General features: G+C 61.0%; 22 protein-coding genes. 11 read left to right on the forward strand and 11 right to left on the reverse strand.

What is annotated here, in order from left to right; translation table 11 throughout:
* Positions 1-90: 90 nt before the first annotated feature.
* The 3 genes from WG78_RS16000 to WG78_RS16010 all read left to right on the forward strand — a co-directional run bounded on the left by WG78_RS16000 (position 91) and on the right by WG78_RS16010 (position 2,056).
* A complete protein-coding gene (locus WG78_RS16000) occupies positions 91-660 on the forward strand; it encodes a peptidylprolyl isomerase (protein WP_053938841.1) in 570 nt (189 codons plus the stop codon).
* Between the two features lie 22 nt (positions 661-682).
* On the forward strand, positions 683-1,186 hold the full coding sequence (locus WG78_RS16005; protein WP_053938842.1) for a peptidylprolyl isomerase: 504 nt from the start codon (positions 683-685) through the stop codon (positions 1,184-1,186).
* 75 nt (positions 1,187-1,261) lie between these two features.
* A complete protein-coding gene (locus WG78_RS16010; protein WP_083459225.1) occupies positions 1,262-2,056 on the forward strand; it encodes a UDP-2,3-diacylglucosamine diphosphatase in 795 nt (264 codons plus the stop codon).
* 46 nt (positions 2,057-2,102) lie between these two features.
* Here the strand turns inward: WG78_RS16010 and WG78_RS16015 are convergent, their stop codons facing one another.
* Positions 2,103-5,795, reverse strand: a complete 3,693-nt coding sequence (locus tag WG78_RS16015) for a DUF748 domain-containing protein (RefSeq protein WP_053938843.1) — start codon at positions 5,793-5,795, stop codon at positions 2,103-2,105.
* Positions 5,796-6,119: 324 nt separating this feature from the next.
* Between WG78_RS16015 and WG78_RS16020 the strand changes: the two genes are divergently transcribed.
* From WG78_RS16020 to WG78_RS16040, 5 genes are all read left to right on the forward strand, one after another.
* Positions 6,120-7,364: an STAS domain-containing protein gene (locus tag WG78_RS16020; protein ID WP_053938844.1), complete on the forward strand. Its 1,245-nt coding sequence runs from the start codon at positions 6,120-6,122 to the stop codon at positions 7,362-7,364.
* A 96-nt stretch (positions 7,365-7,460) separates the two neighbouring features.
* Positions 7,461-8,036, forward strand: a complete 576-nt coding sequence (gene hslV / locus WG78_RS16025; protein WP_053938845.1) for an ATP-dependent protease subunit HslV — start codon at positions 7,461-7,463, stop codon at positions 8,034-8,036.
* A 27-nt stretch (positions 8,037-8,063) separates the two neighbouring features.
* Complete coding sequence (locus WG78_RS16030) at positions 8,064-9,035, forward strand: biotin--[acetyl-CoA-carboxylase] ligase (protein WP_053938846.1); 972 nt, start codon at positions 8,064-8,066, stop codon at positions 9,033-9,035.
* A 1-nt stretch (position 9,036) separates the two neighbouring features.
* The gene (locus tag WG78_RS16035) at positions 9,037-9,792 is read left to right on the forward strand and encodes a type III pantothenate kinase (RefSeq protein WP_053938847.1); all 756 of its coding nucleotides are present in this window, start codon (positions 9,037-9,039) and stop codon (positions 9,790-9,792) included.
* Positions 9,792-10,553, forward strand: coding sequence for an SPOR domain-containing protein (locus tag WG78_RS16040; RefSeq protein WP_053938848.1), 762 nt, complete (start codon positions 9,792-9,794; stop codon positions 10,551-10,553). The genes WG78_RS16035 and WG78_RS16040 overlap by 1 nt, the downstream gene beginning before the upstream one ends.
* A 209-nt stretch (positions 10,554-10,762) precedes the next feature.
* On the opposite strand, the gene WG78_RS16045 is transcribed toward WG78_RS16040, so the two are convergent.
* From WG78_RS16045 to WG78_RS16085, 9 genes are all read right to left on the reverse strand, one after another.
* Positions 10,763-11,155 carry a hypothetical protein gene (locus tag WG78_RS16045; protein WP_152969245.1) on the reverse strand — a complete coding sequence of 131 codons (393 nt, stop codon included), beginning with the start codon at positions 11,153-11,155 and terminating at the stop codon, positions 10,763-10,765.
* Positions 11,155-12,648: a flagellar assembly protein T N-terminal domain-containing protein gene (locus WG78_RS16050; RefSeq protein WP_152969246.1), complete on the reverse strand. Its 1,494-nt coding sequence runs from the start codon at positions 12,646-12,648 to the stop codon at positions 11,155-11,157. The genes WG78_RS16045 and WG78_RS16050 overlap by 1 nt, the downstream gene beginning before the upstream one ends.
* Positions 12,617-13,279: an LPP20 family lipoprotein gene (locus tag WG78_RS16055; protein WP_053938851.1), complete on the reverse strand. Its 663-nt coding sequence runs from the start codon at positions 13,277-13,279 to the stop codon at positions 12,617-12,619. Before WG78_RS16055 ends, WG78_RS16050 begins: the two co-directional genes overlap by 32 nt.
* Before the next feature lie 94 nt (positions 13,280-13,373).
* A complete protein-coding gene (gene trmB / locus WG78_RS16060) occupies positions 13,374-14,054 on the reverse strand; it encodes a tRNA (guanosine(46)-N7)-methyltransferase TrmB (protein WP_083459230.1) in 681 nt (226 codons plus the stop codon).
* Between the two features lie 71 nt (positions 14,055-14,125).
* Positions 14,126-14,914 (reverse strand): thiazole synthase, encoded by a 789-nt coding sequence (locus WG78_RS16065; RefSeq protein ID WP_053938853.1) that lies wholly within the window; start codon positions 14,912-14,914, stop codon positions 14,126-14,128.
* 59 nt (positions 14,915-14,973) lie between these two features.
* Positions 14,974-15,177: a sulfur carrier protein ThiS gene (thiS, locus tag WG78_RS16070; protein WP_053938854.1), complete on the reverse strand. Its 204-nt coding sequence runs from the start codon at positions 15,175-15,177 to the stop codon at positions 14,974-14,976.
* 182 nt (positions 15,178-15,359) lie between these two features.
* The gene (tkt, locus tag WG78_RS16075; protein WP_053938855.1) at positions 15,360-17,363 is read right to left on the reverse strand and encodes a transketolase; all 2,004 of its coding nucleotides are present in this window, start codon (positions 17,361-17,363) and stop codon (positions 15,360-15,362) included.
* Positions 17,364-17,639: 276 nt separating this feature from the next.
* On the reverse strand, positions 17,640-18,341 hold the full coding sequence (murU, locus tag WG78_RS16080; protein ID WP_053938856.1) for an N-acetylmuramate alpha-1-phosphate uridylyltransferase MurU: 702 nt from the start codon (positions 18,339-18,341) through the stop codon (positions 17,640-17,642).
* Between the two features lie 135 nt (positions 18,342-18,476).
* Positions 18,477-19,388, reverse strand: a complete 912-nt coding sequence (locus WG78_RS16085; protein WP_053938873.1) for a LysR family transcriptional regulator — start codon at positions 19,386-19,388, stop codon at positions 18,477-18,479.
* A gap of 133 nt (positions 19,389-19,521) precedes the next feature.
* On the opposite strand from WG78_RS16085, the gene xapA reads away from it, so the two are divergent.
* Together xapA and deoC are read left to right on the forward strand one after the other, a co-directional pair.
* Positions 19,522-20,382, forward strand: coding sequence for a xanthosine phosphorylase (gene xapA, locus WG78_RS16090; protein WP_053938874.1), 861 nt, complete (start codon positions 19,522-19,524; stop codon positions 20,380-20,382).
* A gap of 46 nt (positions 20,383-20,428) precedes the next feature.
* Positions 20,429-21,190 carry a deoxyribose-phosphate aldolase gene (deoC, locus tag WG78_RS16095; RefSeq protein ID WP_152969247.1) on the forward strand — a complete coding sequence of 254 codons (762 nt, stop codon included), beginning with the start codon at positions 20,429-20,431 and terminating at the stop codon, positions 21,188-21,190.
* A gap of 78 nt (positions 21,191-21,268) precedes the next feature.
* Here the strand turns inward: deoC and WG78_RS16100 are convergent, their stop codons facing one another.
* Complete coding sequence (locus tag WG78_RS16100) at positions 21,269-22,243, reverse strand: aminoglycoside phosphotransferase family protein (protein ID WP_201782462.1); 975 nt, start codon at positions 22,241-22,243, stop codon at positions 21,269-21,271.
* 242 nt (positions 22,244-22,485) lie between these two features.
* Between WG78_RS16100 and WG78_RS16105 the strand changes: the two genes are divergently transcribed.
* Positions 22,486-24,525: an LPS-assembly protein LptD gene (locus WG78_RS16105; RefSeq protein WP_161805135.1), complete on the forward strand. Its 2,040-nt coding sequence runs from the start codon at positions 22,486-22,488 to the stop codon at positions 24,523-24,525.
* Positions 24,526-24,528: the final 3 nt, after the last annotated feature.

Consider the following 24,528-nt stretch of genomic DNA (forward strand, 5'->3'; position numbering starts at 1 on the left):
AAAGGCACAATGAGCGCCATTCTAACGCGCCAGGCGCGCCATTGGCCCGTGTTATCATGGCCGCTGTTTTCAAACCCCGGATCTAACCGCATGAAAAAATTCCTGATGTCGCTGAGTTTGCTGCTGGCCGCCGGTGTGGCGCTTGCGGCCAATCCGCAAGTCGAAATCAACACCAGCAAAGGCGCGATCGTGGTTGAGTTATATCCCGACGCCGCCCCCATCTCGGTGGCCAACTTCCTTGATTACGTCAAGGACAAGCACTACAACGGCACCATCTTTCACCGCGTGATTCAGGGCTTTGTGATTCAGGGCGGCGGGCTTGATACCAACAAGACCGAACTCCCGACCAAAGCGCCAATCAAAAACGAAGCTGAAAAAGCCTTCAAGGCCGGCCTGAAGAATGATCGTGGCTCGCTGGCGATGGCCCGCACCGGGGTTCCCGATTCGGCCACGTCGCAGTTCTATATCAATCTCAAGAACAACGACGCGCTCAATTACCCCAGCCGTGATGGTTATGGCTACGCCGTCTTCGGCAAGGTTGTGAAAGGCATGGACGTGGTGGACAAGATCGCCGCTGCGCCCACCGATTCGGGCGATGCCCCGGTTGATCCGATCGTGATCAAAGACGCACATGTGCTGGCAGGCAAAGCCGGCAAGTAACCCTATATAAGGAACCCTGGATATGACGACCAAAGTAAAACTCGAAACCAGCATGGGCGATATCGTTCTGGAACTGAACGACGAAAAAGCCCCGAAAACCGTCGCTAACTTTGTGCAATACGTCAACGACGGCCACTACGATGGCACCGTATTCCACCGCGTAATCGACGGCTTTATGGTGCAAGGCGGCGGTTTTGAAGCCGGCCTCAAGCAAAAGCCCACCCGCGACACCATTCAGAACGAAGCCGACAACGGCCTGACCAACGACGCCTACACCGTCGCCATGGCCCGCACGCCGGAACCGCATTCCGCTTCGGCGCAGTTCTTTATCAACGTCAGCAACAACGACTTCCTCAACTACAAATCGCCCACCCCGCAAGGCTGGGGCTATGCCGTGTTCGGCAAGGTAGTGGAAGGCAAAGAAGTGGTTGACCAGATCAAGGGCGTGAAGACCGGCAACAAGGGCTTCCACCAGGATGTGCCGAAGGATGACGTCAGCATCATCAAGGCCGAAGTCCTGGCCTGAGCGCATTAAACCGATCAGCGCGGCCCCGGCGGCCGCGCTTTTTTATGGCTGCCCGCACCCGAATCCAAAGCGCCCATGAGCGAGCCCCAACTGTTTTTTATCTCCGATCTGCATCTCAGCCCCGATGACATCGCGGGCACCGAGGCGTTCGAGCATTTCGTGCGCCACAGCGCCACGCATGCCAGTCAGTTGTATATCCTGGGCGACTTGTTTGAAGCATGGATCGGCGATGATCAACTGACCGAACCGTATTACCACCGCATTGCCTCGTTGCTGGCCGACCTGAGCCACCGTGGCGTGCAGGTGTTCTTTATGCCGGGCAACCGTGATTTTCTGTGTGGCCGCCGCTTTGCCCGCAGCGCCGCCCTCACGCTGATCCCCGACCCCCATCCGGTTACGCTGCCCGATGGCACGCCCGTATTGCTGGCGCATGGCGATGCCTATTGCAGCGACGACGCCGCGTATCTGCGTTTTCGCAGAATCGTACGCAACCCGCTGCCGCAATGGATCTGGCTGGCGCTACCGTATAGCTATCGTTACGGCAAGGCCGTAGCGCTGCGCCAGCGTTCCAGCGCCATGAACATGCAAAAAGATCGCACGATCATGGATGTGAATCGGGATACCGTCGCCGCCGCCATGCGCGCGGCTGGCGTGCAAACCCTGATCCACGGCCACACCCATCGGCCAGCGCGCCACGTCGAAGCGGCGGGGACACGCTGGGTATTGCCGGACTGGCGTCGCGGTATGGGCGGCTATCTGGTGTGGCATCGTGGCCAATGGAGCATGGCCACGCTCGCGGACGAACCGTTGCTGGATGCGCAAGGCCAGCCCGTGGCCGTGCCATGGACACCATCGGCGGGCGGACACTAGCCCTGCGCGGGCGCCAGACCGATCGGTTCGGCCGTCGCCCATGCATTTACCCCAGTTTGAACATCGCCCGCGTTGCCGGGCCCTTGTCCTTGGCCGCGACATCACCGCCGCCGTCAATGCGCGGTTGCGTCAGATAAATGCGCTCGGCCGCCACGCCTTCTTTTTCCAGTTCCGCTTTCACCGCCTGGGCGCGGGCGTTGGCCAGGCCACGCATCTCATCCGCCCCCGCCGGCAGATTGGCCAACAGTAGCTTTTCCATTTCTTCGGGTGGCAACGATTTATTCAGTCCGATCAGATTGGTCGGCTTCGCAAACTTTGCCTGCTTGTACACACGCGTCAGCAACGCGGGCCGTTCTGCGGGCGTAATTTCCAGGCTATCCTGGTCTGCCGCCAGATCGCCCTGTGCCGTCATCGCCGCCGCCTTGGCCGCCCGCAACCGCGATTCCAGCGCCGCTTGCTTGATCCCGGCCGCATCCAGCGACGGATCGGCCCAGCCGCTGATTTCCAGTTTGATGGCGGGCCGGTCGTTCAGCGCTTGCGTCAGCTTGTGCAGATCATCCAGCGCCGCCGCATCCAGATGCGCCGAGCCAGCCGCAAATGTCGTAAACGATGCATGCGAGCCTCCGCCAAAAGCGGATGTCAGCAAATCAAACGGCGCGGTAATCGCTTTTTCCAACAGATTAACGATCACTTTAAAAATCAAACCGCCCACGCTGAATTGAGGATCGTCCAGCGAACCCGTCACCGGCAAATCCAGATTGATCTGGCCGTGCCGGTCTGTTAACAAAGACAGCGCCAATTTAACCGGCAATTTGGTCGCGCTTGGACTATCCACCTGATCACCCAAAGTTAATTGGTCCAGCGTTAGTTTGTTTTGCGCCTGCAATTTGCGTTGATCCACCAGGTAATGCAGCTGCATCGACAATTTGCCTTTGGTAATGCCATAGCCCGCGTATTTGGCCGAATAGGTGGAGGCCGCCGCCAGGTTATAGCCTTTGATAGAAGCATTGATATCGAGGAACAGCGGATCAGCCAGCGGATTGAGTTGCCCACTCACCGCCACCGGCGCCATGCGATCCGCGCTGCCATGCAAATCCAGTGCGGCGCGCGTGCCGGGCGCGGAAGACAATCCGGTTACCGTGCCGGCCATATCAGTCAGATTGACCGTGTAATTAGGCTGAATAAAGTTGTCGGTGTAATTGATATTGCCGCCCGCCAGCGTAATGCGTTTAATGCGCACTGGCGGCAATGGCGCACGCGGCCGGGTATTGACCGGGGCCGAGGCCGCCTGTGCCTTCGGTGCGACGGCGGGGGTTGGCGTCGGTACAGCGGCAGGCGCGGAAGCGGTTAACGATAGCTGGCCCGCATGCGGCACATTGCCTTCTTTCACCACCACATTGGCCAGATTCAAGGTGCCATCCGCATACAACACCAGGCGCGAATAAAAGTTCTGCAACAGGATGTCGTTCACGTCAACTTTAAGCGGCTGCGATTGCGCCGCAATGCCATTGATTTGCAGCCGTTTAAACTTGAGAAAATCATCCCCGGTGACTTTATCCAGCGCATACAGATCATTGACGCTGAGATTGCCGCGATAACTGCCGCTCGGTTTATTGCCCGCATTAAAAGCCAGATCGCCTTTGGCGGATAAGCGCGCAGTGGCCAGCGTGATATTCAGCCAGCGGGTAAAATACGCCTGGCCGTAACCAATATCGGCATTGCGTACATCCAGTTTTAATTTACCCGCCCATGGCGCATTGCTCAGCGTGCCGGCGACGTCATACGCGCCATTGCGACTGCCTTGCGCCGATAAATGCAGCGGCATCGGTGTGGCTGACGGCCATTGCAACGGTCCGGCATCCAGTTTGATCTGGCTGATTTCCAGCGGTTTTAAGCGCCGCAGCGATTCATCGGCGTACCGCAGCGCCATACCCTCGACCGCCACCTTGCCCACGCTGACTTGCGCGGCCGGTTGCGGCGCCTGTTGCACCTGGCGCACGCCTTCCGCCACGGGCCGCGCGCTATCCACCGCCGCGGGTTTGCGCAGCAGGCTGCCCCAGTCAATGTTGCCGTCTTTCAGCCGCGCTGCGGTCAGGCTGCCGTTGCGCCATTGCACGTGCTCAATCTGATAACGCGCGGCGGCCAGATCAAGCTCCGGTGCGGCAATCTGCAGCGCCTCAAACTGCAGCGTGCCGGTTTTGTGCTCATCCAGTTGCGCCTTGAGCCGCGCGATATCGAGCTGCACATGAGATAGCCTGGGCAGCTTACCGGCCTGATAGTCCAGATCGCCCTGCACGCCCAGCGTGCCTTGCTGCACCGTGAGGTTGAGCCATGGCGCCAGGTAGGGCTGGATGGCGGGCAGCACCATGCCACTCAACTGGGTGTGGCCTGTAATATGCAGCGGCTGCAACAGCAGCGTGGCGCTCTGCTTCAGCGTCATGCCGCGATCATCGGTGGTTTGTAGTTCCAGCTGGGCGGGTTTGCCGGGCAGATTGCCAACTTGCTGCGCCGTTAGCGACAGTGGATCAAAACGCGCCTGCACGGCCGGGCTGACGCTGTCGTCGCGCCAATCCAGCGTGGAATGATTGAGTTGCAGCTGCGCGATATTAAACAGCGTGGGTTTGCCCGCCGTACCCGCATGGGCGGCGGCGGCCGAAGCCGTATCCGAGGCAGCCTGCGCCACCGGCTGCGTCGATGGCCGGGTGGGGGCGGCAAAGGCCTGCTGCCAGTTCAAGCCGCCCTGCCCCGGTCGCGTTACCGCCACATGCAAGCCTTCGCTTTGCACGCGCGCCAGCTGATACACCGCGTCCAGCGGGCGCACATCGGCCAGATCCACCTGCAGGCGTTTAACACTGGCCAGCGGCGCGCCACTACCTTGCTGCAATTGCGCGTCGCGTAATACCAGGTTGCCGCTCAGGCGCAATTGCGGCGCGTGGTTTTCTTCGCGAAACACCAGTTGCAGATTGCTGTCCAGCCTGGCCGCAGGCAGCCGCCAGCCTGCTTGCGCGGGCAGATAAGCCAGATAACGCGGGATATCGATATCGTTGGCGCGCAAGTCCAGCGTACTTTGCCGCGTGGCCTGAAACGGCGTGGTTTTGCCGCTGATATCAAACTTTGCCCCATCCAGCGCAAACGCCAGATGCGGTTCCACCTGGGCTTGCACAAACACGGGCAGGCTGGAGATAAACGGCACGCCAATTTCGATCTGGTCGATCTTGTTACGCCGCTGCGTAACCGTATCCTCGAAATCAATCTGGCCACTTTTGATACGAATGTTGTAAACCGCAAACCGTGGCAGACCACCATCGGTCTGTTTATGTTCGGGCGAAGGCTGCAACAGGTCAGACCAGTTGTATTGCTGCGGCCCAGTGCGCACCAGGCGCAAACGCGGTTGCTCGATGGTCAGCTCGCTCAGCACCGGGCCGCGTTGCCAGATCGAACTCAATTGCAGATTGGCCGTCAGACGGGCGACGCTGAATGCGGGCTGGCCCTGTTGCTGTACCGCCAAACCTGTAACCGTGGCGCGCAGCAAGAACGGATTAAACGACAGATCGGCGATGGTGGAGGGGCGATGCAAAGCCTGTGTCAATGCGGCTTCCAGCCGGGGTCGCGCCAGCCACGGCAGGGCCAAGCCGCCCAACAGCAGCAGCAAAACCAGCACGCTGGCGGCGATTACGAGCAGCCGCCGCCAACGTGTGGCGGCCAAAGCAGAAAATGGTTTACGCAAAGTCAGCGCCATTTAAAAACGGATCCGGCCATCGATAAAAAGGCACATCAGCGCGATTGCGTCACATGCCTTTGCGAGGTCACTTGTATATAGGAGGAATCGTCACACAATAATAGGAGTGTTGCAGTGAAGCGCGGGGTTGCCGTTGACGCCCTGCAAGCCTACCGCTGGTACACGCTTTTGCTACCGCGTAGAACGCTTCAAGCTTACAATTGCGACTGATTGAAATTCAAACGACTGTCCAGTTTGCCCGCCCCGGCTCATGCAGACCGGACAGCAAGATTCCTGCTCGTACGCACCGTCGCGACGAGGTGATCGTTACTTCGGATACCCAACGTGGTTTTTTCGTTTTTCCGCAAAAAAGAGGGCGACGGTAAACCCGATACGCTCGATAACGCACCGGTTACCCAGCCGCGTGCGCCCGCGCCTGCCGCTCCCGCCAAGGCGCAAGGTATCGCCACAACCACGCCCGCCGCTACCCACGGCGCACGTCCGGCTGCTGCCGCGCCGACGCCGGTTGCAGCCCCCGCGCCGGTTGAAGCCGCCTATAACCTGCACGAACTGTCCATCGAAGTCGAAGACGTCTCCGCGCATCTGGATGCCGAAGAAGAAGAGGCCGTGGTGCTGCACGCCAATGGCCAGACCGCGATGGCGGCCGCCACGTTGCGCGGCGCTTTGCCCGCACGCATGGGCACCCGCCGCGCCGAAACCTGGGGTTTGTTGTTCGAGCTGTACCAGCAACTGAACGATCGCACCGCCTTTGACGAACTGGCGCTGCAATACGTGGTGGAATTTGAAGCCTCGCCGCCGTTATGGCGCGATGTAGTCTCTACCCGCCCGGCCCCGACCGCCGCGGCCAGCGGCACTTATATTGCTTTCCCCGCGCGTCTTAATGGCGACGCCACCGCCAAAGAAGCCGATCGCATGATTCAGGCCGCGCAAGCAGGCCAGGCGTTGCGGCTGGATTTTGCCAAAGTGGCCGAGATCGACATGCTGGCCGCCGCCGAATTGCTCGGGGGCTGGTTGCGTGTGCGTAAATTCAATGTCGCGGTGCAGACACTGGGTGTGGATAGCCTGGTCAATCTGTTGCGCGGCAAAATCCAGACCGGCCGCAATGTGCCCGCTGAAGCGCCGTTCTGGCTGTTGCTGATCGAAACCATGCAAGCCAGTGGCGACCAGGAAGCCTTTGAAAACCTGGCCATTGATTACGCGGTCACGTACGAAGTGTCGCCGCCATCGTGGGACCCGCGCCACGCGCCCGCGCTGGCCGCCAAAGCCGCATCGCCAGCCGCGCAGTCCAATGTGCCGGCGGAACACCTGCAATTGTCGGGTGAGTTGCTGCACGGTGCGGCGGGCCAGTTGGCGCTGATCCGCGACTTCGCCCAGCAACACAGCCGCATGGCGCTGGATTTGCGCCACGTCAGCCGCATCGATTTCGAGACGGCAGGCCAGTTCCTGAACCTGTTTATGGAAATGGTGCAGACCGGCAAAACTGTCCGCATTGCCTGTGCCAACGAACTGGTGGCGGCGCTGTTGCAAATGCTGGGCGTGGGCGAGCTGGTCGAGATCGGCCATATCTGACCCGATGTGCTGAGTATGCGTTGCCGCCTTGAAGCGTCGGGCCACGCCCCCAAGTGATGGTCTATCGCATCACGCAACGCACACAGGACATCAGCAATGCAGCAATTTGACGGAACAACCATCGTCTCGGTCCGCCGCGGTTCAGACGTCGCGGTGGGCGGCGATGGTCAAGTCACTCTCGGCAATGTCGTCATCAAAGGCACCGCGCGCAAGGTACGCAAGCTGTATCACGACCGCGTCATCGTCGGCTTCGCCGGCGGCACGGCCGATGCGTTTACTTTGTTTGAGCGCTTTGAAGCCAAACTCGAAAAACACCAGGGCCATCTGACCCGCGCCGCGGTCGAACTGGCCAAAGACTGGCGCACCGACCGCATGTTGCGTCGGCTGGAAGCCATGTTGATTGTGGCCGACCCCACCGCCACGCTGGTCATCACCGGCAATGGCGATGTGCTGGAGCCCGAACAGGGCATTGCCGCCATTGGTTCGGGCGGCGCATTTGCCCAGGCCGCCGCGCGCGCCTTGCTGGAAAACACCGATCTGCCGCCCGCTGCGGTGGTTAAAAAGGCGCTCGAAATCGCCGGTGATATCTGTATCTACACCAACCAGAATCACGTGATCGAAACCTTTACCGCCACGCCCGCGCTATCGGACAGCTCGCAGTCATCGCAGTAAGGCGGCACTCGCGCTAGAATCCGGCGCATGAATCATACCCTTGCCTGTCTGCGCCACCTGAGCGCAGACCAGTTTGTCTCTGGCGCGGTCATTGCCGACGCGCTGGATCTGTCGCGCGCCAGCGTCTCCACGGCGCTGGCCGCCGCCGAAGAATTTGGCGTAACGCTGGAACGCAAACATGGCGTCGGCTACCGCCTGATTACGCCGATCGACTGGCTCGATAACCAGACCATCCGCCAACATCTACCGCGCCATAGCGTGCTGGATACCGAAGTACTGGAACGCACCGATTCCACCAATAAACAATTGCTGGCCCAGCCGCGCCATGGCCGTGTGCTGGCGGCGGAATGGCAAGAAGGCGGCCGTGGCCGTATGGGGCGACGCTGGCAGGGGCGTCTGGGTGGCAGCCTGATGTTCTCGCTGGGCTGGGCCTTTGCGGGCGGCGCGCCCACGCTGGCCGGATTGCCCTTGGCCGTCGGCTGTATCGTCACCGAAACGCTGGCCGAATGCGGCGTAAGCCAGATGGCGTTGAAATGGCCCAACGATTTGCTGCTGGGTAATGCCAAAGCGGGCGGCATCCTGATCGAACTGACCGGCGATGCGCTCGGCCCCGCGTATGCGGTGATCGGCATCGGGCTCAATATCCTGGCCCCCGCCGTCGATGTGGCCCAGGTGGCCGCAGGCCTGCGCGACCATGGCCTTAGCCTGACGCGCAACGATGTGCTGGCGCGCTTGCTGGAACGGCTGGAACAAGGCCTCGAAGAATTCTCGCGCAACGGCTTTGATAGTTTCAGAACGCGGTGGGAAGCGCGCCATGTCTGGCAAGGCCTGCCGGTTAATCTGCTGAGCCCGGATGGCAGCGTGCTGGCTGGCGTAGCGCGCGGCGTAACGCCAAGCGGCGCGTTGCGGCTGGAGACGGTCGATGGCGAGCGTATCATCCACGCGGGCGACGTCAGCCTGCGGCTGCAAACACCCGCGCAACCCACGCAGGCCGTCTGATATGCATCTGCTGATTGATCTGGGCAATACGCGTATCAAGTGGACACAGGCGCACGCGGCGGACCAATGGGATGGCGTGGTCGAAGTGGAGGTCGCCGCCACCCAACAATGGCATCTGGCGTTTTTTGCGCTGCCCCGGCCCGAGCGCATCGTGGCTTGTAGCGTGGGCCAACCGCATATTCGTGATTTTCTCAGCCGCACCGCTGCCGATTTATGGCAAATCCAGATTGAATGGCTGCAAGTCAGCCGCGAAGCGCTGGGCGTTAACAATCGTTATCGCAAGCTTGAACAACAAGGGCCCGACCGTTGGGCCGCCGTGTTGGGCGCGCGCAAACTGGCGCCCGAACGCGCCATCGTCATCGCCAGCGCGGGCACTGCGTTAACCGTCGAAGCGGTGACGCAAGAAGGCGACTACCTGGGCGGCATGATCCTGCCCGGCTATCGCATGATGAAACAGTCGCTGCATGCGGGCACCGCGCGTTTGCCGTTTGCCGATGGCCACGTGCATGACTTTCCCACCAGCACCGAAGACGCCATCGAAACCGGCTGCCTGACGGCGCTGGCGGGAGCGATTATCGCCATGCGCCAGCGCCTGGCGTTACGCGGCGACGAGCCGGTGGTGCTGGTCAGTGGTGGCGATGCCGCGCGCGTGGCCACATTGCTTAACACGCCGCACCAGCTTGTAGATAATCTGGTGCTGCACGGTCTGGCCGCGCTGGCCTTTGCGCCCTCTCCCTCTGTTCCGGATAACGCTTGATGAAATGGTTGATCGCCGTACTGATCGTCGCCAATGTGGCCTTGTTTGGCTTCAATCTGCTGCAACCGCCGTCGGCCCCGGCCAGCACGCCGGTACACGAAGTCAATGCCAGCCAGGTGAAGGTGGTAACGGGCGAACTCGCCAACCGGCCCAAACCCGCTGCAGTGGCCAGCGTAAGCGCCAGCGCCGCAGCCGCTGAGTCCGCCGCTACAGCGGCCCCCACGCCGACCGCCGCGCCGACGCCCGCCCCCACCGCCGCGCCCAAGCCCACGCCGACCCCGGCACCGACCCCGGTGACAGTCGCGCGCAGTTGTTCGCGCTGGACGGGGCTGACCGGTGATCAGGCCGGCATCGCGCGCGCGCGTTTGCTGATCCTGAAGGTGACCAATACCGAACAGAACAGCGGCCCCAACAGCAAGGTGTGGGTGTATATCCCGCCGCTGCCCGATCTGGCCACGGCCAAACAACGCGCGGACCAGTTGGCGGCGCTGAATGTGGATGATTACTTTGTGGTTAACAACGGCGGCAAATGGCAGAACGCCATTTCGCTGGGCATCTACTCCACGCGTGAAGCCGGCGAGCGCCGCATGGAAGAACTGCGGACCAAGGGCGTGCATTCGATGGTGCTGCGCGACAAGGATGACACGCTGCGCCACAGCAGCTTTGTGCTGACCGGCATGAATGATGCCCAACGCAGCGGCGTGGAAAAGACGGCCGGACAGCTTAAAGGCTCGGTGCTGGAAAAGATGGCCTGCCCGTAGAAAATCGGGAAGGCATAGGGTGGGACTCAGCGTCCCTGTCTGGACCCACCCTTCTAATGTGGCCTCTTGATTCGATGCCGCCGCATCTTCGCCTTTATTGGTGACGTGTTTCCGCCATCAGAATGACATCTTGAAACACGCGGCCCGAATCGACGTTTTGATGGGTGTGCTCCAAACGGGGGCACCGAGTTCCACTCTAGGCGGGGGCGTTACGGGTAGGTGTACAACTGCCAGCGTTGCTCGGCGGTCAATACTTGTGGCGGCGGTAGCTCAGGCAAGGCGGAGCGCGGTGCGGCTTGCGCCACCACTGCCGGTCTGGCTGACTCTGCTGCGGCGGGCGCCGAAGCTATGGCCAGCGCGGGCGCGCTCGCTGCCACTTTCTTGCCCGCTTTCGTACCCGCCTTCGCGGTCACAAAGCGCCGGTTCGGCGAATCGCTATGCATACGGCTGCTGCCAATCGCGCGCCGGTCCAGATCGCCGGGATAGGCGGTGCGATGCACGGAATAATCGGGCCACACATACGCCTTTTGCGCTGCGAACGCGCTGGCGCACACCGCGGCCATGCCGCTGGCCACCACCATCCTGCTGATCCGTTTACGCATTATTGCCCCCCGCGTTTGCGCCCTTGCCCGCTGCTGCCGCTGGCATAGCGGACAAAATCCCCGGCCTCAACCTTGCCACCTTCCACCACGGCCGCCGCAAATTGCGGCTGCACCTGGGTAATGGTGACGGTGCCACTGGCATCTTCAGGCAAACCCAAGCCCATGCCCGGATTGCCACCCGGCGTGCTGATCACGCGGGAGCCCGGCTTCAGCTTGAACAATTGCAGCTTGTCGCCTGGCTCCAGCCCCGAAATCGCACCCGCGTCGATATAGGCCACACCATTTTCGACATTGGTAACCCGAGCCGAGAACGGCACGCAAGCCGCGTCCTCATTCGCGGCCGCTACCAGCTGACCAGTGAGCGTATCCAGCGCTTTGCCAAAGTCGGTACCCATCGAGGCGGTGGCCACTGCGGTATTGTTATTGCGGCCCAGAATATCGCCGGTGACCACCACGCTGGCGCGATGTTGCGCAATCAAAACGCCGGACACCGCATCAAACAAATACATTTCCAGATCGGCATGGCGCGATTTGGGCGTGGCTTTGACGCCCGCGGCGGCAAATTCCGCCAACGGAAATTCCGCCGACAATTTACGCTCGCCCGGCCGCGTGTCCTGCCCCCAGGTAAAGCGATACACCTCGCCCTCGGTCGACACGTCTTGCACGATGCCACCCAGCACAAACTGGGTACCAAAGCGGCGGCCCAGCAAGCGCACCTGATCGGGCAGCTGGATCGGGGTGGCGTAGCGCGGGTCCAGATCAAAAGGGACGTCAACTTGCGATGCGCTGGGTAGCCAGTTGGCGGCAGCCAGCTTTTGCATGAACAACTGCTGGATGCCCCCGCTCAGTTGCTTCATATCGACAGCCTGCGCCGGTTGGCGCAACCAGAACGGCGTTACCAGCATCTTGCGGCGATACGGATTAGCCGGGCAGCGCGGTGCGCCTTGCGGACTGGCCAGGCTGCTGGCGACGGCCGACGCGGCGCCGGGTGGCAAGCTGGAATCGGTTTTAACGGGATTGCCGCGCGGCAGCGGCAGGCCATTGGCATTGACGTCGCGCTCATCATCGGCTGGCGCGCCGCCGGGGTCGTTACTGGCTGCTGCGGGCGCAAGCGGTTGTACGTCAACGTGGTACAGGCCGTTGGATTTCCACTCGCGTAATACCGTGTATTGCACCGGTGCATTGCTGTCCGCGCGCACGCGTTGGTTATCGCTAAACCAGCCCTTCTTGTTGCTTTGGCTGTTGCCCGTAATGCGTGCGCCGCGCATCAGGGCGATATTTTCTTCGGCATCCCGCAAGGCGGCGGCCCGGGCGGCGGCCTCGCCTTCACTGCCGATCGGGGCCACGCCGGTTACGCGCGGCAGCGCCACGGCGGCGGCGCTGGGTCGCGGCGTGGGGGTGGCGGCCTGCGCCCCAACCAGCAGGCACAAGCCCATGGCGGCGGCGATCAGACCTAAAGGCTTATTGCGATAGATAGAAATTGTTCGCGGCAAAACGGGTATCCCCGGTCACGCTGGACACTGCGGAAGCATTAGTCGGGGCCGGCACGGATTCGGGCATCGCCGGCTGCACATGCAATGCGGGCGCGGCCAATGCCTGGCCTTGCTCCGCCTGTGCAGCATCTTTATAGAAATCACTGCCCAGTTGCAACTCCAGCACGGTTTCGTAGCCGCCCTCGGGCAATGGCGTTACCGACACCACGCGTGCGCCGCGCAGCCAGGCTTCGACATAGGCGCGGAAGCTGTCATTGGTCAGCGCCAGCGCCGACACCGAACTCTGACCGGTCAGCTTGATGCCCTGCACGGTCTCCGCCAGCGAGCGATAGGCATCCAGCTTGGAGGCGCGCATCGCCAGCAAACGGCGTTGCGTATTGGTCAGCCCGTCGATCATCGGCAGCGCGCCATAACCCACCGCGCTGACACGCGACGGCAGCACCACGGCGGGCGGCTGCATATTGCTGCTGTCCACATTAAGCGGGGCGGGATGTTCGTCGGCGGCGGCCGTGGCAGAAGGCGCCGGGCTGCTGGCGTTGCCGCGCAAATGCGAACACGCGGACAAGCTCAGCACGCCAAACAGCGACGCGGCAAGCAACAAACTACGGCTGGGGATGCTGGGATGGTTCATCGGGCGACTCCGCACAGTAAGGGGTGGGCGGCGGTTGGTACCGGATACAACAAGGATACAAACAAGCCGCCCCTGCGCAACTTATCGGCCGCAATCAGCGAACCTTGAATACCAGATCCCAAACGCCATGGCCCAGGCGTATGCCGCGCTGCTCGAATTTGGTCAGCGGACGGTAGTCGGGGCGCTCGGCATAGTCGGTGGCGGTGTTTTGCAGTGCGGGTTCGGCGCTGAGGACTTCCAGCATCTGGATGGCATAGTCCTCCCAGTCGGTGGCCAGATGCAGATAACCGCCCTGCTTGATGCGACTGACCAGCAATTTAACAAACGCGGGCTGGATCAGACGGCGTTTGTTATGACGCTTTTTATGCCACGGATCCGGGAAAAACACATGCGCGCCATCCAGCGCGCCGGGCTGGATCATGTGTTCGAGCACGTCCACCACGTCGTGCTGCACGATGCGGATGTTGTCGAGATTCATCTCGCCCACCAGCTTGAGCAAGCTGCCCACGCCCGGCGTATGCACTTCGCAGCCGATAAAGTCAGTGTCGGGCGCACCGGCGGCGATTTCGGCGGTGGCCTGGCCCATGCCAAAGCCGATTTCCAGAATACGCGGGGCGGCGCGGCCAAAGGCGGCGTCCAGGTCCAGCGTTTGTGGCGCGTACGGAATCACAAACTGCGGGCCGAATTCAGTCAGCGCGCGTTCCTGGCCGGTGGAAAGATGGCCCTGGCGCAGCACAAAGCTGCGGATGCGGCGCATGTAATGCGGATTATCCATAAAGATCTCGAAAGCCAAATCTCAAAAGCCACCGCGAACGGTGGCCGGTTTACAAAGCACAACGGCGGTTTTTATTTTGCGCCGATCAGACCACTGACCGGACTGGACGGATCCGCACTATACAACTTGCGCGGCATACGGCCGGCCAGGAACGATTCACGGCCCGCTTCCACTGCCAGTTTCATGGCACGCGCCATGCGTACCGGGTCTTTAGCGGCAGCGATGGCGGTATTCATCAGAATGCCGTCGCAGCCCAGTTCCATGGCGATGGCCGCATCGCTGGCGGTGCCGACGCCCGCATCCACCAGTACCGGCACTTTGGCGTTTTCAATAATCAGGCGCAGATTCCACGGATTGAGAATGCCCATGCCCGAGCCGATCAGCGACGCCAGCGGCATCACCGCCACGCAACCAATCTGTTCCAGTTCTTTGGCGATGATCGGGTCATCCGAGGTATACACCATCACGTCAAAGCCATCCTTGACCAGCGTTTCGGCCGCTTTCAACGTTTCGCGCACATTGGGGTATAGCGTGGTGGAATCGCCCAGCACTTCAAGCTTGACCAGCTTGTGGCCATCCAGCAGCTCACGCGCCAGGCGCAAGGTGCGCACCGCGTCATCGGCGCTGTAGCAGCCCGCGGTGTTGGGCAGATAGGTAAAGCGTGACGGCGGCACGGCATCCAGCAAGGACGGCTCGTTGGGGTTCTGGCCGATGTTGACGCGGCGGATGGCCACCGTAACGATGTCCGCGCCGCTGGCCTCGATGGCCTCGCGCGTTTGGGCAAAGTCTTTGTATTTGCCGGTACCCACCAGCAAACGCGACGAAAAGGACTGACCGGCAATCGTAAACACATCGGACATGATGCAACCCCAATGAAGCTGAAAAAAGAAGGATGGTGCGCTGTGGCCTGCGCGCGGGTTTAACCGCCGCCGACGGCCACCACGATTTCGAGCTGGTCGCCCTCGGCCAGCGCGGTGGCGGCAAAGGTGCTGCGCGGCACGATATCGCCGTTGCGTTCGATGGCGACGCGTTTGCCCAGTAAATCAAGCTGTTGCACCAGGTCGGCCACCGTCAGTGGCGCGACAAACTGGCGCGGTTGGCCATTAATGGAAAGCGTGAGCATGAATAAGCGGCCTACGAATATTCTGATACAAGAGACGCGGATTTTAGCAGGTGGCGATGGCACGCGTCTTGATCGGGCAGGCTTGCGCTTGTTCTAACTCAAACCCGTCCCGACCCGCGCGCCGGGGCGCTCAATAAAAAAGGCGCCCGCAGGCGCCTTTTTCACAACCGCACAATCAACAATTACTTGATCAGCGCCTTGGCCTTGGCCACCACGTTTTCCGGGGTAAAGCCAAACAGCTTGAACAGTTGCGGTGCCGGAGCGGATTCGCCGAAGCGGTCCAGACCCAGCACGTCGCCTTCCAGGCCCACGTACTTGCGCCAGAAGTCGGTGATGCCCACTTCGATGGCCAGACGCGGCACACCCGCCGGCAGCACGCTGAGCTTGTACGCGTCGGTTTGCTTGTCGAACACGTTGGTCGACGGCATCGACACCACGCGAGCAGCAATGCCTTCGCTGGTCAGCGTGTCGTAGGCTTTAACCGCCAGATCCAGCTCGGAACCGGTGGCGATAATCACCACCTTCGGATCGTTGGCATCACGCAGGATGTAGCCGCCGCGGTAGATGTTGGCGATCTGGGCTTCGCTGCGCGACTGGAACTGCAGGTTCTGACGCGTGAAGATCAGGGTCGACGGGGTTTCTTTCTGTTCGATTGCGTGAGCCCAGGCCACCATGCTTTCGACGGTGTCGGCCGGACGCCATACGTTCATGTTGGGGATGTAGCGCAGCGTTGCGGTCTGTTCCACCGGTTGGTGGGTCGGGCCGTCTTCGCCTACGCCGATCGAATCATGCGTAAACACGAACAGTTGCGGAATCTTCATCAGCGCAGCCATACGCAGCGCATTGCGTGCGTATTCGCTGAACATCAGGAAGGTAGCGCCGTACGGACGCAGACCGCCGTGCAGCAGAATACCGTTCATGATGGCGGCCATGCCGAACTCGCGCACGCCGTAGCTGATGTAGTTGCCCGACAGGCTGTTGTCTTCTTCGCGGGTCAGCGTAACGCTGGTCTTGACGTTGGTCAGGTTGGAGCTGGTCAAGTCGGCGGAGCCGCCCAGGAATTCCGGCAGGGCCGGCGCATAGGCGTTCAGCGCATTCTGCGAAGCTTTACGGGTGGCGATGGTTTCCGCTTTTTCGTTGGCTTCGGCAATCGCAGCCTTCACCACGTGTTCCCAGTTGCTCGGCAGGGTGCGGCTGTTGCGGCGTTCGAATTCTGCAGCCAGTTCCGGGAACTTGGCGGCGTAGCCTTCGTACAGCTTGTTCCAGTCGGCTTCCCACTTGGCGCCCGCTTCTTTCTTGTCCCAACCGGCGTACACATCGGCCGGGATTTCGAACGGCGGGTGGTTCCAGCCGATGGCAGCGCGGGTAGCGGCGATTTCAGCGTCGCCCAGTGCGGAGCCGTGGCTGTCGTGGCTGTTGGCTTTGTTGGGCGAACCCTTGCCGATGATGGTCTTGCAGCAGATCAGCGTCGGGCGTTGGGTTTCAGCCTTGGCTTCAGCAATGGCGGCCAGTACGGCGTCGACATTGTGGCCATCAATCGGGCGAATGACCTTCCAGCCGTAGGCTTCAAAGCGGCCCGGGATGTCTTCGGAGAACCACTTGTCGGTGTGACCGTCGATGGAGATGTTGTTGTCATCCCAGAACGCGATCAGTTTGTTCAGGCCCCAGGTGGCGGCCAGCGCACACGCTTCGTGGCTGACGCCTTCCATCATGCAACCGTCGCCCATGAACACGTAGGTGTGATGGTCAACGATGGAGAAATCAGGGCGGTTGAATTCACGCGCCATCAGTTTTTCAGCCAGCGCGAAACCCACGCCGTTGGCGATACCCTGACCCAGCGGGCCGGTGGTGGTTTCGATGCCTTCGGTGTAACCGTATTCCGGGTGGCCCGGAGTCTGGCTGTGCAGTTGGCGGAATTGCTTGAGCTGATCGATCGGCAGGTTGTAGCCGGTGAGATGCAGCAGAGCGTATTGCAGCATTGAGCCGTGACCGTTCGACAGAATGAAACGGTCGCGGTTAACCCAGTTCGGGTTCAGCGGATTGTGGCGGTGGTTGCCTTCGCCCCACAATGCCACCGCAATTTCGGCCATACCCATCGGCATGCCGGGGTGGCCGGAGTTGGCTTTCTGAACAGAATCCATCGCCAGGGCGCGGATAGCATTGGCGAGATCGGCACGCGTTGCCATAAATAATCCTCTCGAATCAGGGGGAAAAGGAGACGATGCGGCGTTGCCGCATCCAGACAGTCGACGGGCATTATCCCCGAGTCAGCCCCTTGCGGACAACCCGTACGGGACAGGTTGCCTAACTAATTTCAAATAAACGGGCGTGAGGGGCGTCATTTGCCGCGTTTTGGTGCGTTTTACGTGGGATGGCACGCGCTGAATCGCTTTAGCACTGCGGGCCAGGCCTTCAAACGCCCGGTTTTGTTGCCTGTCGCAAAGGTTGGGTGCCGCGGCGCGTTATTGCCGTGGGGCACGCGCCAGCGCATCGGCCTGGGCCAGATCATCGGGGGTACCGACGTTGACCCAAGGCCCGTCAAAGCGTTCGCCACTGACGCGACCGGCGCGCGCCGCCTCTATTAATAAGGGGCCCAGTCTGGCTTCGGTGCCGGGTGCAATGCCCGCCACGATGCGCGGGTGGCAAATGCCGATGCTGCCATAGCAGAGTCTGGGTGCAGCGGAATCAGGCGCAATCAAGCCGGTGGTTGCATCCAGCGCAAAGTCGCCGTTGGGGTGATACGGCGGATTGGGCACCATCACCAGATGCGCCAGCCGCTGCGGCGTGGTCACAAATTGCACCGCTTCGCGCACCAGATGCGCGTAATCAAACTGGGTATACACATCGCCCGACAACAGCAGAAACGGGCTACTGCCCAGCAAGGGCAAGGCTTGGGCGATGCCGCCCGCAGTTTCCAGCGCGCGCGGCTCGGCCGAATATTGCAAACGCACGCCCCACTCCGCGCCATTGCCCAGCCGCACGGCATATTGCTCGCCCAGCCAGGCGTGGTTGATGACGATATCGCGCACGCCCGCGGCAGCCAGGCGTTCGATATGCCAGACAATCAACGGCTTGCCGCCGACATCCAGCAACGGTTTGGGACAGGTATCGGTGTAGGGGCGAAGACGCTCGCCGCGTCCCGCCGCCAGAATCATGGCTTTCATGGCGTGGGTATCTGGGTGCTGTTCTTGGGGGCAGGCCGCAATTCTAAGTGATGTGGGCGCGCGGCGCTGAGCGGAACCGATTGCGCCCGGCGGGCGGCGGGCAAAATGGCGGTGTGAGCGGCGCGCCGGCGGGCGTCAGGGTGTCAGGCTGGCCAGAAATGCCTCGACCACCGGCGTGGCCACATGCGGTTGGTACACCGCGTACAAATCGGCCGACAACGGGGTTTGCAGCTCCACAAAACTGACGCCCGGCCAGGTAATGCGCGCACAGCATTCGGGCAGCAGGGTAATGCCAAAGCCGCCCGCCACCAACGCCAGCGCGGTTTGTGGTTCGCTCACCTGGTGGGTGATTTGCGGTGTAAAGCCGGCCTGGCGACAGGCGTAGTCCAGATAAGCGCCCAGATTACCCGCTTGCGGTGGCAGCAATACAAAGCCTTCGGTCAACAGCGTTTCGAGCGCGACCGCTTCGCCGCCCGCCAACCGATGCGTGGCGGACACAGCCAGCACGATGCGTTCGCGGCCCAGCAACTGGCTGGCCATACCTGGCGGCAGATTGCCATGCGCTTCGCGCCATACGCCCAGATCAATACGGTGATGTTGCAGGGCGTCGATCTGCTGCGAGGGCGACAGCTCGCTCAGCGACCACGTGGCGTCGGGCACCTGCTCCCCAAACTGCTGCAAGGCGGGTAGCAATGCGCCCCACATCGCCGTGCCCACCGCACCGATCACCATATGCCCGGCCTTGCCGCGCCCCAACTGGCGCACCTGTTGCAAGGAATGGCTGGTCATCTCCATCAGTTTGTTGACTTCGCGCAGCAAGGCGCGCCCGGCGGGCGTGAGTTCCACCGAGCGCGTGGTGCGCACAAACAACTGGGTATCCAGCACGCCCTCCAGCTCTTTGACATGCAGGCTGAGCGGCGGCTGCGACATGTTCAGACGTAAGGCGGCACGGCTAAAGCTGAGTTCTTCGGCCACCACACGAAAATAATGCAATAGCCGGAAATTGATGCGATCAAGGCTAAGGCTGTGGCTGCGACTGGTTTTCATGGCCATGTCCAATAAAAAGCAGCCCTCATTTATACGCCGATCGTTATCAATCAGGCTGGTAATTGTATTGGACCTGACTATTTATCCGGCCCACGATGGCGGCCATCTTTTTATGTTTTGCAGGATGCACATCATGTCGAAAAACCCCGCCGTTGCTGAATACACCGCCTTTACCGCCGCCGATATCATCCGCCAGCGCGTGCCTGGCTTTGTGCCGCGCGCCGCGCTGATCCTGGGCTCGGGCCTGGGCGCGTTGGCTGACAGCATGACTGACGCCATCGCCATTGATTATTCCGATCTGCCGGGCTTTCCGGTCAGCGGTGTGGTCGGCCATGCCGGGCAACTGGTGGCGGGCTATCTGGAAGGCGTGCCGGTGTTGTGTATGAAAGGCCGTGGCCATTTTTACGAAGGCCGCGGCATGCAGGTCATGGCGTCGGCTGTACGTACCTTCAAATTGCTGGGCTGCGAATTGCTGGTGGCCACCAACGCCGCGGGTTCGCTGCGCAAAGAGGTGGCGCCGGGCCGGCTGGTGGCGCTAACCGACCACATCAACTTCATGCCCGAATCGCCCTTGGTGGGCCCGAATGACGATCGCTTCGGCCCACGCTTTTTCAGCCTGGCCAATGCCTATGACGCCGATCTGCGCCAGCAACTGAATACCGTGGCGGACCAACTGGGCATCAAACTGGCCAAAGGCGTATTCGCGGCTTATACCGGCCCCAATTTCGAAACACCGGCCGAAATCCGCATGATGCAAACGCTGGGCTGCGACGTGGTGGGCATGTCGATCGTGCCGGAAGTACTGGCCGCGCGGCATTGCGGGCTGAAAGTGCTGGCCGTATCCGCCATGACCAACTACGCCGAAGGCCTGTCCGATACGCCGTTGTCGCACGAACAAACGCTGCGTTGTGCCGCACTGGCCGCGGAAGACTTCATGCGGCTGATTCGCGGCTTTTTTGCGCATGGCGCCTGCAACTGGACTGCGCCGCTGTAAGCGCGCCACACCGCCCTCTTCTTGCAACATGACGGATCACATCACCATGTACAACCCCGACTCTCTGGCCATCGCCCGCATCATTGCGCTGATGGACCTGACTTCGCTGCGCGACGAAGATACCGCCGCCAGCATCGCCAACCTGTGCGCGCAGGCGCAAACGCCGCTGGGCGCGCCCGCCGCACTGTGTATTTATCCGCAATTTATTCAAGGCGCACGCCGCCAGCTTGAAGCGCTGGGCCTGGCGCAGGTCAAGATTGCCACCGTCACCAACTTTCCTTATGGCGGCGCGGATGTCGCGCTGGCCGAGCGTGAAACCGCCACGGCGATCGCGCTGGGCGCGGATGAAGTGGATGTGGTGTTTCCGTGGCGTGCGTTGCAACTGGGCGATACCGCCGTCGGCGCGCATCTGGTCAGCGCCTGCAAACGCGCCTGTGGCGACAAGCCGCTCAAGGTGATCATCGAAAGCGGCGAGCTGAAAACGCCCGATCTGATCCGCCTGGCCAGCTGCATCGCTATCGATGCGGGCGCCAACTTTATCAAGACCTCCACCGGCAAGGTGCCGGTCAACGCCACGCCCGAAGCCGCTGCCATCATGTTGCAGGTGATTGCTGAACGTAATCGCGATTGCGGCTTTAAAGCCGCAGGCGGCGTGCGCAATCAGGCCGAAGCCGAGGTCTATTTACAACTGGCCACTGAAGCCTTGGGTAGCGCGTGGCTCACGCCCGCCCACTTCCGCTTTGGCACCTCCAGCCTGCTGGCCAATCTGTTGGCCGCGCCAGGCGCTGCCACGGTCACCGGGTATTAGGTCGCCGCGCTGTCCAGCCGGTTTCGCCCCACATGTTACTCAAGCCATGTGGGGCGTTTTTTATTGCTGCGCCGGAGATCAGAAGGTGTAGCCGGTTTCGATCTTCTCGCCCGCCGCATCCATAAACACACGGTATAGCGGCGTCAGCTCGGCATAACGCACGCACACCTTGCGAATGTATTCCAGCACCCGAGGAATATCCGCCAGATAGCGGTCTTTGCCATCGCGATGATGCAAGCGGGCAAACAGCCCCAGCACTTTTAGATGCCGCTGCAGCCCTTGCCATTCAAACGCGCGGTAGAACTCGCCAAAATCCTCATCCACCGGAATGCCCGCTTTGCGCGCTTTTTCCCAATACCGGATGGCCAGATCCAGCACAAAGGTTTCGTCCCATGCCAGGTAGGCATCGCGCAGCAGGCTGACGATGTCATAGCTGACCGGGCCGTTGACGGCATCCTGGAAATCAATCACCGCCAGCTCATCGTCTTTGAGCATCAGATTGCGCGAGTGGTAATCGCGCAGCATAAACACGCGCGGTTGCGACACGCTGTGCGCAATGATCAGCGCGCAACTGCGTTCCCACGTGGCCAATGCCGCGCCTTGCAGCTCCACGCCCAGATGCTTGCCCAGATACCACTCGCGGCCGATTTCCAGTTCGCGTCGCAAAAAATGCGCGTCAAAGTCGGGCAGGCCGGCGGGCTGCAACTTGCTCTGGATTTTCACCAGTAAATCGATGGCGCGGTTGTACCAGGCGCGCGCACTGGCTTTATCGGTCAGCACGCTGGCCAGCAACACATCGCCCAGGTCTTCCAGCAAGGTCAGTCCCAGCGCGGCGTCGTGCGCCAATACCTGCGGCACGCGGATGCCTGCCTGGGCCAGCCGTTGCTGGATATCCAGAAACGGCGCGCTATCAAACAGCTGCGGATCGGCGTCCATCACGATCAGGCTGTGGTTGGCAAAATGCGCGCGCCAGTACACGCGCACGCTGGCGTCAGAACCGCCCGCGGTCAGCGTTTGCGGCGCGGCGGGCGTTACCGTGGCCAGCCATTGCATGATTTGCGCCTGGCGGGCGGAACGGTCTGGCCTGTCTGATACGAAGCTGTGTGTGGTTTGCTGCATGATTGCCGTTGCATTGGGGTAGAATCCGCCAATTCTATCAGCACGCCCCGCCCGGCCGCATGTTCGCAAAACCACCCTACCGCTGCTCTGTCTTTACGCTCGCCCTGTTGTCTGCGTTTGCCCATGCGGCGCCGCCGGCGGCTACGGACGTTCCCGTCAACCTCTCGGCCGACCACGTGGAGGGCACCCAGCCCAATACGCTGAAGGCGACTGGCGATGTACACATCGTCAAAGGCGATGAAGAGTATTACGCCGACTGGGCCGACTATGACGACCCTTCCCAGCACATCAAGGCTGGCGACAAGGTGCGCATGGAAAAGAACGGCGCGGTGATGACCGGTCGCGATCTTGATTATTTTATCGATCGCGCCGAAGGCACCATGCAAGACCCGGAATACCAATTTGCGGGTGGCGTGGGTCGCGGTGACGCCGTCGATATGTTGTTTAACGGCCAGAACAAGTACCGCTTCAATTCGGGCCGCTTTACCACGTGCCCGGTGCAGACGGACGACTGGTATATCCATGCCCAGCATCTGGACATTGATTACAACATCAATAAAGGTGAGGCGACCAACGCGTGGCTGGAGTTTAAAGGCACGCCGATCCTGTACATGCCGTGGATGAATTTTCCGCTGGATGACGGGCGTCAGACCGGTTTCCTGTCGCCTGCGCTGGCCATCAACAACCGTAACGGTATTGATGTCACGCTGCCGTTCTACTGGAATATCGCGCCCAATTACGACGCGACCATTTACCCGCGCTATTTTGGCAAACGTGGCTTGATGGTGGGCGCGGAGTTCCGTTATCTGCAGCCCAATTACGCGGGCACCATCCGCGCCGATTACCTTGACGATAAAGAAGCCGATGCAGGGCGCTATGACTTGTATTTCAAGCATGCGCAAAAGCTGGCCGACCGGCTAAGCCTGTCGCTCGATATCGAAAAGGTGTCGGACGACAATTACTTTAACGATTTCGGTGACCGCGCCGCCGTGGCGTCGCAAACCAACCTGCCGCGCCAGGGCATCCTGACTTATGCCGGCGATGGCTGGAGCAGTTCGCTCAACTGGTTGCATTACCAGACGCTGCAAAACGCCACGCATACCAACGACATTCCGTATGCGCTGTCGCCGCAACTGACATTCAGCACTGCGCCCAAGCTGATTGATGGGGTGCAAACCAACTTTTCGGCTGAATTTACCAATTTCACCAGTGAGACCAAGACCAATGGCTACCGCACCTGGGTGTATCCCAGCGTATCGATGCCATTTATTGCGTCTTATGGTTTTGTCACGCCCAAGATCGGCGTGCACGCCACCAACTACCAGTTAAGCTCGCCCAATGGCGACGATATGGGTAGCCAGAACCGCGTGTTGCCGATCATGAGCGTGGATTCGGGCCTGGTGTTTGAGCGCGATCTCAACATCAAGGACGAAGGCTTTGTCCAGACGCTCGAACCGCGCGTTTACTATCTCTATATTCCGTACAAGAACCAGTCCAACCTGCCCAATTTTGATTCGGCGCAGACGGACTTCTCGTACTCGCAGTTGTTCTCGGAAAACCGCTACACCGGTAATGACCGCATCAACGATGCCAACGAAATCACGCTGGCGTTAACGTCGCGCCTGTTTGAAACCGACACCGGCATCGAGCGCTTGCGCGCCACCGTGGGTCAGCGTTTTTATTTTTCCAGCCCGCAAGTCTCGCTGGACAGCACCAGCCTGCCGGAAACCAACAAGTCTGACTTGCTGGTATCGCTGGGTGGCCAGGTGTGGCGCAACCTCAACGCCAGCTACGATCTGCAATACGATCTGCAGCAAAAATCGACGGGTTATCAGTCGGTGGGCCTGAACTGGGCGCCGGGCGAGCAAAAAGTGCTGAACGTGCGTTATGTGCTTAACCGCACAGTGGCGATCGAACAGCTGGATGTATCAGGCCAGTGGCCGGTCAGCCAGAACTGGTACGCGCTGGGACACGTCAATTACTCTTTGCTGACCGCAGACAAGAAACCACTCGATACACTGCTGGGTCTTGAATATAACGGCGGCTGCTGGGGCTTGCGCCTGGCGGCGCAACGCTATGTCACCAGCGATGGCGGCAACAGCAACACGTATTATTTCCTGCTCCAGTTGGGCGCGCTGGGTGGACTGGGTACAAACCCGGTGAGTACACTGCGCCAGGCAATCCCCGGTTATACCGACATCTTCCCTACTAAGTGAAAC

The organism is Amantichitinum ursilacus (genome assembly GCF_001294205.1).
Classification (GTDB): Bacteria; Pseudomonadota; Gammaproteobacteria; order Burkholderiales; family Chitinibacteraceae; genus Amantichitinum; species Amantichitinum ursilacus.